The organism is Propionispora hippei DSM 15287 (genome assembly GCF_900141835.1).
Taxonomy (GTDB): domain Bacteria; phylum Bacillota; class Negativicutes; order Propionisporales; family Propionisporaceae; genus Propionispora; species Propionispora hippei.
The window spans coordinates 54,301-65,644 of the sequence record NZ_FQZD01000021.1 but is presented as its reverse complement, the minus strand read 5'-3'; the positions used below and the strand labels follow the sequence as shown (position 1 = coordinate 65,644).

Genomic DNA, 11,344 nt, shown 5'->3' with positions numbered 1-11,344 from the left:
ACTAGTGTCTTGGCAAAGTTATGAATTAGAATTATACAGTATAGATTTTTCTGCAATGCAAGGCGGAGGAGGCGCGCATATCGGCCATATGTAAGCTGACGACAAACGCAGCAGTGCGGAAAAAGATAGGCTGTATAAACTAAGATTTAACTTGGTCAAGACACTAACGTCTGCCCAACGCTTGCCGCACACTGTGCAGCCAGCCGGACAGGTGAAACACGAGCGGATTATGGTAAACTTTCAGCGTATAGGTGGCGCTCGTGTCGTCTACGGTGAAAACAATATCATTATAGGGCGTAGGCAAGCCCCAGGTATTCATAATGGGTTGACCGTTTTTAAGAATGCTGATCCGGTAGGCGCTGTCCCGCAAATAGAGCGGATATTTCAACGTAACCCTATGCACATGGGCCGCGTCGCTGGGCAACGTTTTTCCCAGCAGTTGGACAGCATATTCGCTGACTCCGAAGGAATCACTCAGCCGGGCGCCATAAACCGCCTGGAGGTTCGGGGTATAGTAGTCGATATAAGCGCGGACCAGTTCGCTGGCTGTAGAAAACCGCAAAAGCCCCTTCTCGGCGTAAGTCTGAGCCAAATAAGCCAAATGTTCGTCCAATGCCTGGAATTGCCCTCCCTCCAGACTTTTCCAATCACCATTGCCCAGCATGAACATGGCATGGGTAAAACCGTCGATCAGATGGACGCCCGGTTTAATCTGCCCGTCCATCATAAAGGCCCGCATGCCTTGATCGGCTTTTTCGTTCATCACCGCCGCCGTATCGGTATCATAGGCAATCGACAGCTTGGGCGTAGGTCTGAACTCAACCAACCCGATTTCTTTAAAGTCACCGGCCGGCCGGTTGATATCGTCAGCCTTGGCAAAATAAATTTCCTGGCCGTAAGCGCCTGACGTACTGCCGCCCAGATTGCCGTCGGCATCGCTGGAACCCCAAAGTCCCACTTTCCGGTAGGCGTTGGTGCTCATTTGTTCATCTGCATTGACGTTGCCAATATCAAACGAACCGGCCCGGGTGGTAAGTAGTTCGCCTTGCCCGGAATCGGCGCTAAGCTCTTCCATAATGCGCTGATAGGTATATAAAATACCGGCCCGGCTGCTGCCGTCGCTAAAATCGCCTTCGGTAACGACCGAATGAGCCCAGCCGTGATGCAGATGGTTGGCCCATAAACCGTCCACCGCCGCGTTATAGGATAATACATTGCCCGGCAGCTCGGGAGCATAATCACTATGCATGTGCAGGGCATATTCATGCCCGTGGCGGCTTTGTTCCGTCACCGACTGCCGGATAGCCAGAGTGGCTTGCTGCCACTTACCGGTAGCCGACTGGCCGGCAGCCCATTCGGCGGCTTTAACCGCCGGCCAGGCCGTGTAATGGGTCCACTTGGCGCCATGCTGTTCGGCAATGGCATTCAGCCTTTCAGCCTTCTGCACCAACTGGACGGTAAATTCCTCCGGGTCCAGCCAGCCGTTGGCGTTGCCCCAGGCTTTGGCATAACCAGCCGAATCGATCGGCTCCAAATCCTCGGTCATGACATAGTAGACCGTCCCCGGCCCGGGATCACGGACAGCCAGCTTGGCCAGATCGAAAGTCCGGTCCTCCACCGCCAGCCGTACCGGCCAGGGTTTCGCGAAATTAACCGCATCGGGGCGCTGCGCCTTTATCGTCCAGGACAGGCCGCGCGTTTCGCCCGGCAGCAATGCCGTAACCTCCTGTGCGGCCTCGCCGACCACCACATAGCCATAACCCTCAGGTTCCACACAGCGCACCGTCAGTTTGTCAATCGGCTGCCGGCTGTGGTTGGTTAACCGGGCCTCTACAGTCAGAGTATCGCCCAGCACCGCAGTATAGGCGGACTGCCCAGCGGACAGTTCCACGGCTTTAGCCGGCGTCAGCCCGGCAGTCAGGCCCTTAATCAGCGCATGCTGACCCTGCCCAACCTTGATGGTCAGCCGGTAACGGGCAGCCATGGCCGGTTTAAAGCCGGGAACGGCCGCAGTGAGCAGCGACTCCGGCTCGCGGGCTAGCGATTCCCAGCGGCCCTCATAATTATTCACATACCGTTTATCCTGCCATTGGCTGTTTTGCTGCTGCAGCGGCAAAGCTCCGGTAAACACCGTTCCCAACCGGGCGATTTCCCCGCCTGTGGCATCCAGGGCAGTCAATACTACCTGCGCTGTCCCCTGGGTGGATAAAAACTCTACGTCTCCGTTGAAAAAGGCGGCTATATCGGCCGGCTCTTCCAGTTTGTATTCGATCGTTCCGGCGTTGCCGGCAGCCAGCTCCAGCCACTGTTCCGGCGCCGTGCCGGCCGTCTGCAGCACCCGGGCGCTGTTCCCTTCCCCGGTTTCACTGATTCGTTCCGCCAGTTGCCACTTCGCTGCCTGCTCCGGAGCGACAGGCGTCAGGGCAGTCTTGCCGGCGGGAACAGGTTTGTTCCCGCCACACCCGGCAAAAAGCAGCGCTATACACAGCGCTGCCAGTATATATCGTTTCATATCAGCATCCATCCTTATTCGTCAGAGAACCGACAATCTAATGAGCCTGTCGGCGTGACGGGAGATTTTTTCGTCCCGCAAGCAAGAAAAACCTAAAAGAAAGGCTATTTCAAAGCTTTTTTGACTCAGTTAGACGGAAAAAGGCCCGTCAGGACGGCAGTGCGAATAAATCAATGGTTCCTAAGGTTACAGATTAGGCGGCCAGGGTATGACAGCACTGGCCAATAAGATCATAATAATGAACATGCCCGCTACTCCTGCCAGCAAAGGTGTCAGGAGGATGAGCACCGCCTTGGCGCCGGAAACCTGATAGGTCCCTTTAATGGCGTAAACATCCAGCCACAGACTCCAAACAAGGATAACCAAGAAAGAGCCTGTCACTAAAAAAGCACTGATACCCGGCGGCATCAGGGACGAAAGCACCCATAGCGGTACTAAGAGTACCCGGGGAAAATGGGCAAAGCCCAGCGCGGCTAATAGCCCCAGCGCGGTGCCCCGGCCACCGAACAATTCGGCAATCAGGTGCCAGACAGCCGTTCCCAACAGCCAAAACAAAAGACTGCCAAACAGCTCCAGCACCAGCATGACCCCGGGCGCCTGCGGCAGGCCGCTGGCTTTGACACCGAAATACACCGCCCACATGGGGATGATCACACTGATCAAAAAGATGATTAACGCCTGACCGATCGGTCGCCGTTCCGCAATTTTTTGCAAGGCTGCACGGGGATGAAACAGTACATCGTATACCTGCTCAAATATCGTATCCATTATTCCACCTGCCATCTTTCCGGTAAGGCCATCGGCGCCACAACCGGCAAATCATTTTTCAATTGATGGAACAAAAGCTGCTTGAGATCCACGCTTTCACTGGCGCCCATCAGCATGGACCAAGGTGACATTTTGCCATATTCCTTGATTTCCGGCTTACCCTTGATGCCGGCCAGTTGGGCCGTTCCCTCCAGCGCATCGTACATGTTGCCCAATTCATCCACCAGTCCCAGCGCTTTAGCCTGATTGCCCGTGTAAATGCGACCGTCAGCCAACTGCCTGACTTTGGCCGGGTCCATTTTCCGTCCCTCAGCCACAATAGTGACAAACTGGTTATACATATCGTCCACCATAGTCTGCACAATAGCGCGTTCTTCCTCCGTCATCGGCCGGTCCGGGGACAGGATATCCTTATGGGGTCCGCTCTTGATTTTCTCCTCACGAATCCCGATTTTCTTATATAATTCCTCCCAGTTGGCATAGGGCATATAGACACCGATGCTGCCGGTCAGCGTCGCCGGATTGGCATAGATTTTGTCGGTGCAGGCCGCCAGCCAGTAGCCGCCGGAGGCCGCCATATCGCCCATGGAGGTTACAACGATTTTTCCGGCAGCCCGGACTTTTTTGATTTCCTCGCCCACTTCCTGCGAGGCCGGCGCGCTGCCGCCGGGACTGTTGATGCGCAGAAGAATGGCGCGGACCGAGCTGTCGTCACGGGCCTGATGCAACTGCTTGATCAGATTGTCGGTACCGCCATAATCGGAAAGCAGCGACGCCTGACCGCGGCCTCCCATAATGACACCATCTACATAAATAACAGCAATTTTAGGTTTTTCCTGTCCCGCCGATTTGGTAAGCCTGGGGAATACAAACGCAGCGGCCAGCAGCGATACGGCTACAATGCCTACAATCACAAGAACTACCGTCTTTTTATACATGGTCTACCTCCTTTTGACTAGGGCGTGTTTGCAAACTAATGGAATGATTCATAACGAGTGATTTTTGTGCCAGACGAACTGAAGTTTTGCAGGAATAGTGGCCCCTATTTCAAAAAACTTTAGTAAAGTATGGCACAAAAAGCGCCGCCAGAGAGCGTTTCAGCTAGCTTGCAAACACGCCCTGGTATGTATACAAAAGAAACTGCCGGTACTCCGACAGTTTCTATTCATTATTTATTCTGCAGCGCCGCCTTGACAAAATCCCTGAACAGCGGGTGCGGATTGGTCGGACGGGATTTAAATTCCGGATGGAACTGGGTCCCGACGAACCAGGGATGATCTTTGATTTCGACGATTTCCACCAGTCTGCCGTTCGGCAGCGTTCCGCCAATAATCATGCCCGCACTGGTCAGTGTTTCCCGATAGGCATTATTAAATTCCAGCCTATGGCGATGGCGCTCATAGACAATTTCATCCTGATAGGCCTGCTGCGTCAGCGTCCCCTCCATAACCTTACAGGGATACACGCCCAGCCGCATGGTGCCGCCCTTTTCCTGTATATCGATCTGATCGGCCATCAAGTCAATGACCGGATGAGGCGTATCGGGATTCATTTCGCGGCTGTGAGCGCCTTCCAGTCCACAGACATGGCGGGCAAACTCAATCACGGCACATTGCATGCCAAGACACAGTCCGAAATAAGGTACTTTATTCTCACGGGCATACTGAATGGCCTGAATTTTTCCTTCCACCCCGCGATCACCAAAGCCGCCCGGCACCAGAATGCCGTCCACATCGGCAAATACCGCCTTCAGATCTACATGATCCTTCTCGATCTCCTCGGCATTTACCCATTTGATATTGATCTCGGTATCATTGGCAATCCCGGCATGGCGGAGCGATTCGGAGACGCTCATGTAGGCATCCCGCAGGGCCACATATTTGCCGACAATGGCAATCGTCACCGCATTGGCAGGATGCAGGATCTTATTAACCATCTTGGACCAGTCAGCCATATCGGCCTCATTGGCCTGAATGTCCAATTTTTCCAGGGCAATCCGGTCAAGACCTTCTTCCTGCATCATTAGAGGCACCTGATAAATGGTAGCGGCATTTTTATTCTGGATAACCGCCTCTAGATCGATATCACAGAAGAGCGCCAGTTTTTCCCGCATTTCCGGTGAAATCTCATGGTCACTGCGGCAAACAATAATATCCGGCTGAATTCCGATGCTGCGCAGTTCCTTTACGCTGTGCTGGGTCGGCTTGGTTTTCAGTTCACCGGCCGCCATGATGTAAGGCACCAGCGTCACATGAATATACAGTGCGCCGTGACGGCCCACTTCTTTTTTCACCTGGCGGATGGCTTCCAGGAACGGCAGGCTCTCAATATCGCCGACGGTGCCGCCGATTTCGGTAATCACCACATCGGCATTGTCTTCCTTGCCAACCCGGTAAATCCGTTCTTTAATTTCATTGGTTATATGAGGAATAACCTGAACCGTACTGCCCAGATAATCCCCTTTTCGTTCCTTGTTGATAACCGACCAGTAGATCTTGCCGGCGGTCACATTGGAGCTTTTGCTTAAGTTTATATCGATAAACCGCTCATAGTGTCCCAGGTCCAAATCGGTTTCGGCGCCGTCTTCCGTTACGAACACCTCGCCATGCTGATAAGGACTCATGGTACCGGGGTCAATGTTTATGTAAGGGTCAAACTTTTGGATGGTCACTTTCAGGCCGCGGCTTTTGAGCAGCCTCCCCAGCGACGCAGCGGTAATCCCTTTACCAAGTGAAGATACAACCCCCCCGGTAACAAAAATGTACTTCGTCATACAATTTCCTCCTAGCAATGCCTCTTGCAATATTCAGTATACCCTCGATGCCTAGCTTTTAACATGAATAAGAGCGTGTTAAAAAACACGCAATGCTGTCATTAAAGTACCTATTTCTTATCCATTTCGCCAAAGCTGATTTTAATCACGCTGATAATTTTATACTTGCCTGGTGAGCAGTGTCAAGTCATTCCTTGTCGCTTTCGATAGATTGTTCGGCATATTCCTGCTGAATCCCTTCAAATAGCTTGGCCCGCCGGTTATTTACCGCCGGCGCCGTCTCGGCTTCCTCCGCCACAGCCGCACGGGAAACCGCCCGCGGCGACCATTCAGCCAGCCCCCACATACCTTTTCCCATATGGACAAACCGGCTATCCATGTTAATTTGCGTATGGACCTCGGCGATGGCATGGGCCGATGCTTTGTTCACGCCCGCCTTCGCCTCCAGTGATTTGGTAATAAGCTCCTTAAAATACATGGGCTGATGCTGCTGTTGAAGAATTTCATATACAATATCAATATCGGAATTGCGATTCGTCATAGTTATTCCCTCCGGCCTAAATCTCATGATGTTTCAAAAGGTTCAAGCTGGTCTCCTATACTATTATCCCATTGAAACTGAGATAAGTAGCAGTACCCTTTCCACCTCTTTTTTCGTGCTATAATTCACCAAAAAACAGTAAATTCCTCTTTTTTTACATTTTTTCCGGAGCGTCTACGCCTAAAATAGCCAACCCATGGCGAAGCGTATGCTGCACCGCCGTAACCAGCGCGATACGTGAGCGCTGCAGCTCCTGGTCCACCCCGATGATGCGGCACTGATTATAAAAGGTATGAAACAGTCCGGCCAGTTCATGGACATAGCGGGCAACCCGGTGAACAGCCCGCTCCTTAGCGGCATTGGAAATTTCCTCCGGATAATCGCCCAGCTTCTTAATCAGATCAATTTCGGCGGCTTCCTCCAGCCGTTCCAACCGGCAGGCCGTCACATCGCCGATGGAAATGCCGGCCTCCTGAACCTGACGGAAAATGCTGCAAATCCGGGCATGAGCATATTGAATATAGTAGACGGGATTTTCATTGGAACGGGATTTGGCCAAATCGAGGTCAAAATCGAGCTGGCTGTCGATGGAACGCATAATGAAGAAAAACCGCGCCGCATCCCGGCCGACTTCTTCCATCAATTCAGTCAACGTAACCCCCTGACCGGTACGCTTGGACATCTTGACCAACTCGCCATTTTGATACAAACTGACCATCTGAAGGATAAGCACTTCCAGACAGTCCGGATCATAACCCAAGGCCGCGATAGCGGCCCGCACCCGCGGTATGTAGCCGTGATGGTCGGCGCCCCAGATATTGATGAGCTTGTCAAAGCCCCGCTCCAGCTTGTTACGGTGATAGGCGATATCAGCCGCCAGATAGGTAGGCACGCCGTTGTCCCGGATAACCACCCGGTCCTTGTCGTCGCCACCCGCCGTAGAACGCAGCCAAAGCGCACCGTCCTGTTCATACATATGCCCCTTTTCTTTAAAAATGCGGCATACTTCGTCAATGGACCGGGCTTCATGCAGCGTCCGTTCACTGAACCAGACATCAAAGGTAACATTAAACGCAGCCAGGTCTTCTTTCAAGGCTGCCAGTTTTTCCGATAGGACCAGTTCCTTAAATACAGTCAGCCGTTCCGCTTCAGTCATATTCAGGTAGCGGTCACCCTCGTGATTAATAATCCGCTGTGCTGTGTCGATGATATCATGGCCGTGATAGCCGTCCTCGGGGAAGGCCACCGTTTGCCCCAGCAGTTCCAGATAGCGGGCATTGACCGAAGCGGCCAAATTGTCAATCTGATTACCGGCATCGTTAATATAAAACTCGCTTTGCACCTCATAACCGGCGGCCCGCAGCAGGTTGACCAGCGTACTGCCGACAGCCGCCCCCCGGCCATGGCCCACATGGAGCGGACCGGTCGGATTGGCACTGACGAATTCCACCTGGACTTTTTGGCCCTGACCGGCTGTTGTATTACCGTAGGCACTGCCCTGCCGTAAAATATCCTGCAGCAGCTCATAAAGCCAGTCGGCTTTCAGATAAAAATTAATAAAGCCCGGCCCGGCAATCTCCGCCCGTTCCAGCCAGGTCCCCCGTAAATGGGCCACAATGGCCTCCGCAATTTTCCGCGGATTGGCTTTAGCCACCCGGGCTGCCTGCATCGCAAAATTGGTCGCATAATCGCCAAACTCCTTCTGTGGCGGCACTGTCAGCACAACGGCTGGCAAATCCTCCATAGCAAGGGTAAACAGGCCTTCGCTTACGGCCTGGTGAATAGCCTCCCTGATGGCCTCCTGCAGTACAATTTTCATATCCATGTAAACCTAATCCTCCCGTAAGGTAATCGACAAAGTATTGGCGCTTTGCCAATCCCCTGCTATTTCCAGTTCATATTCAATGTAAATCGCCGGCAACTCCCCGGCGCCGGCAGTTTCCGAAATATGTAGAACGCCGGTGACGACCGCCATGTCGAGATTGCCGAACGGCGTGGTGTAAAGGCTCTGCGTCTTTTGCCCCGGACGAAACACCTGTTTTTGCTCCACCTTGCCCATACGAAGCAATGTCACCTCGTCGGCCCGTACCTTGATCACCGTAGTCGTTCCTTCCAGGCCGGAAAGCTCCGTCTCCCGGTACTTGATATAACCAACACCGTTTTTTCGCACATACTCCCCGGTGCTGACAAGTTCGATGCGGTTTTCCTCCCCCTGGGCATCCCGTTGCAACCCTGTGACGGTTATGACTACCTGTTTTGTCCGTTCTGCCATAAGTTACCTCTTTTTGCAAATCTCCGCATTTTCCGAACCAAACCTACATCGGCTTACACATGAATCTATTATAGCGTAATCCATGGCAATTGCCAATTTTGTTATAAAAAAAATAACGGAATTCCGGTCCGCCAGGTAGCGGCCTTCCGTCCGTCAAGGGTTCTACGGCACTAATGCCACAAGGTCTCAATATGGGCGCCTACGTAATAATATTTAAGAATATCGGCGGCCTTCCAGCCCTGCTGGACATAGGTATAGGCCCCCCACTGGCACAGACCAACGCCGTTACCCCAACCGTTCCCCTGAAACACAAAATTCTTCCCGTCATACGTCATGTCCGTAATTAACGTCGATTTCAGACGGTCATACCCGACTTGTTTGCGAAAATCCGCTCCGTACATTTTAACATTGCCGGCCCCGATATATAGGATACGGCCGGAGGGACCCCGTTCCAATATTTTAATATCCGCCGGATTGCCCTGATAGCCCAAAATCCTGGCTACCTCGACAGCCGGGATTTTCACCGTCCATACCTGCTGTTCAGGCGGTGCGTTCCAGAAGCAATTGTCCCGGACAGGTTGAAAGTAAGGCGTCGGCACCGGAATTTCCAGCGGGAAGCTTTCCTCCTTAGTTGCGGCAATCTGTCCGTTGCAGGCACTGTAGATGGCGTATACCAGACTGTCGCCATACATCAGCACCTGGCCGCGAGTCAGGCGCACCGCTTCCCGCACGGTATCATTCACCCGCTCCCGGGAGTATGCTTGCAGTTCTTCCTTCGCCGTACTGACATCGGCGTTGTGCAGTTTTTTGATGGTCCCGGCCTCTATTGCGTTGACTGTCAATGTGCGGGAGGTAATCGCCTGGGCCATCAGGGCCTCCAACGGCCAGCTAGGTTCCATCTCTTTGGCGATCACACCCTCCAGATAGGTTTCCAGCGGCATGGTTTCAATCGTTTGCTTATCGGCCATCCAAACCCGCACAACCGGCTCGCGCTGATATTTTTGTACATTAAAATGGGCTGCCCCCGGCACCAGGGTCACCGTCAGCGGGTCCCGCTGCAGCGGGGCAAATTCATGCTCCGTCGGCGCCGAAGGCTGCTGTTCCAGCGGCTTGGCAGCCGGCGGCCGCAAGAAAAAAGCGGTGGCTGCCGTGACAATAACTACGGCCAGAAGGGCTGTGTAAAATGCTTGGTTGTTTCTCATGTTTCCACCTCATTGCTAGTGCTGGACCACCCTTGATAGCAGCAATTGCTGACGGTCAAAATGTTGCCCTCCGGCGTTGCCGCCCCTGCGTCTTGGCTGGCAAAATTTTGCCTAGCCATCCTATTTCCGTTTCAAAGCTGGCCCAGCACTAGTATATCCGCTTCCCTTCGCTTCATGCGCTGCCTGGCAGGGCGGAAAATCTTTGCAACCTTATCCTATTTTTAGTGAACAAAATACGGGCTGTCACTTGTCATAGTTTTGTCATAGTTTTGTCATATTTCCATGATATTCTAAATACATCAACCGGCGGACGGCTTTTCCGCTAAGCTAAGCAGGGACACCGTCCCGCCGTTTCCATAGATTGCCGGCTTTGCCGGCAATAGCTAAAGGAACCACTGATTTGATTGGCTCTGCGCATCCTGACAGATTTTTTCCGCCAGGACAACAGGCTCATTCCATCAGTAATTTCCAAGATTAAGGAGGAGTTTACTATGAAAAAGAAAATTTTAACCGTGCTTGCCGGAACCATGCTGGTAGCCGGCACGGCCATGGCGGCGCCGATTTCCGATATACAAGAAGGTCAGACCACCGTAGGGTATACCCATTACAACCTAAGCTCCAACACTCATGACGTCAAAGACGACAGCTTCTATCTGGAAAGCGCCGTATCGCAAAAGTTCATCTTAGGCATTGAAAACAACAGCGCCTTTCCGTACAATGGCGTAAAAGCCACCGACGTGTACGCCCAGTATAAGCTGGACCCCAACGTCCGCCTGATTGCCGGCAACCGCAGCTATGAAGACGGTCCGGACAAAATGTTCTACGGTGTCGGCGCCAACATGGCCCTGGCTCCCAAGCTGGACGGCTACGTATCGGTAACCAACAGCAGCATTGCCACCGAATGGCAGACAGGCGTCAACTATAAGCTTGATAAGCAAACCTCTTTGACCCTGGGCTACAAATCCTATAAGGAAGACCATGCCTCCACTCTCGACGGAGTAGGCTTTGGCGCCAACTATACCTTCTAAAATTACTCAATGAAAAAAACTGCCGGCAACGGCAGTTTTTTTGTTCCTTCTCTCCTTGTCAGCCTAGCGGTCTGTAAACGCTACGCCTACAGGATCAATCAAGGGTTATAGATCACCAGCCAAATCAAGACAAAATTCGGGAAATTAATTGCAAAACCGCCAGAGACTGTCATAGTTGGAACAGGATTTTGCGGGACGATGAAGAATATTATGTTTTATTCTAGATTCAACTATTTTATCCCGCAAGC

9 protein-coding genes are annotated in these 11,344 nt (G+C 52.6%); 1 reads left to right on the top strand and 8 read right to left on the bottom strand.

Annotated elements, in window-relative coordinates; translation table 11 throughout:
* Nucleotides 1–163: 163 nt before the first annotated feature.
* The 8 genes from F3H20_RS12495 to F3H20_RS12460 all read right to left on the bottom strand — a co-directional run bounded on the left by F3H20_RS12495 (nucleotide 164) and on the right by F3H20_RS12460 (nucleotide 10,068).
* A complete protein-coding gene (locus tag F3H20_RS12495; protein WP_149735250.1) occupies nucleotides 164–2,512 on the bottom strand; it encodes a hypothetical protein in 2,349 nt (782 codons plus the stop codon).
* 186 nt (nucleotides 2,513–2,698) lie between these two features.
* Complete coding sequence (locus F3H20_RS12490; protein WP_188128315.1) at nucleotides 2,699–3,280, bottom strand: Yip1 family protein; 582 nt, start codon at nucleotides 3,278–3,280, stop codon at nucleotides 2,699–2,701.
* Nucleotides 3,280–4,218 carry a signal peptide peptidase SppA gene (gene sppA / locus F3H20_RS12485; RefSeq protein WP_149735248.1) on the bottom strand — a complete coding sequence of 313 codons (939 nt, stop codon included), beginning with the start codon at nucleotides 4,216–4,218 and terminating at the stop codon, nucleotides 3,280–3,282. Before sppA ends, F3H20_RS12490 begins: the two co-directional genes overlap by 1 nt.
* 230 nt (nucleotides 4,219–4,448) lie before the next feature.
* Entirely contained in the window at nucleotides 4,449–6,053 is a 1,605-nt protein-coding gene (locus F3H20_RS12480; RefSeq protein ID WP_149735247.1) for a CTP synthase, read from the bottom strand.
* A gap of 187 nt (nucleotides 6,054–6,240) precedes the next feature.
* Entirely contained in the window at nucleotides 6,241–6,594 is a 354-nt protein-coding gene (gene rpoE / locus F3H20_RS12475; protein ID WP_149735246.1) for a DNA-directed RNA polymerase subunit delta, read from the bottom strand.
* Nucleotides 6,595–6,748: 154 nt separating this feature from the next.
* Nucleotides 6,749–8,419 (bottom strand): arginine--tRNA ligase, encoded by a 1,671-nt coding sequence (argS, locus tag F3H20_RS12470; RefSeq protein WP_149735245.1) that lies wholly within the window; start codon nucleotides 8,417–8,419, stop codon nucleotides 6,749–6,751.
* 6 nt (nucleotides 8,420–8,425) lie between these two features.
* The gene (locus F3H20_RS12465) at nucleotides 8,426–8,866 is read right to left on the bottom strand and encodes a DUF1934 domain-containing protein (protein ID WP_149735244.1); all 441 of its coding nucleotides are present in this window, start codon (nucleotides 8,864–8,866) and stop codon (nucleotides 8,426–8,428) included.
* Nucleotides 8,867–9,036: 170 nt separating this feature from the next.
* Nucleotides 9,037–10,068 carry a SpoIID/LytB domain-containing protein gene (locus tag F3H20_RS12460; protein WP_149735243.1) on the bottom strand — a complete coding sequence of 344 codons (1,032 nt, stop codon included), beginning with the start codon at nucleotides 10,066–10,068 and terminating at the stop codon, nucleotides 9,037–9,039.
* Nucleotides 10,069–10,559: 491 nt separating this feature from the next.
* Between F3H20_RS12460 and F3H20_RS12455 the strand changes: the two genes are divergently transcribed.
* Nucleotides 10,560–11,096 carry a hypothetical protein gene (locus tag F3H20_RS12455; RefSeq protein WP_149735242.1) on the top strand — a complete coding sequence of 179 codons (537 nt, stop codon included), beginning with the start codon at nucleotides 10,560–10,562 and terminating at the stop codon, nucleotides 11,094–11,096.
* The last annotated feature ends 248 nt before the right edge of the window (nucleotides 11,097–11,344 follow it).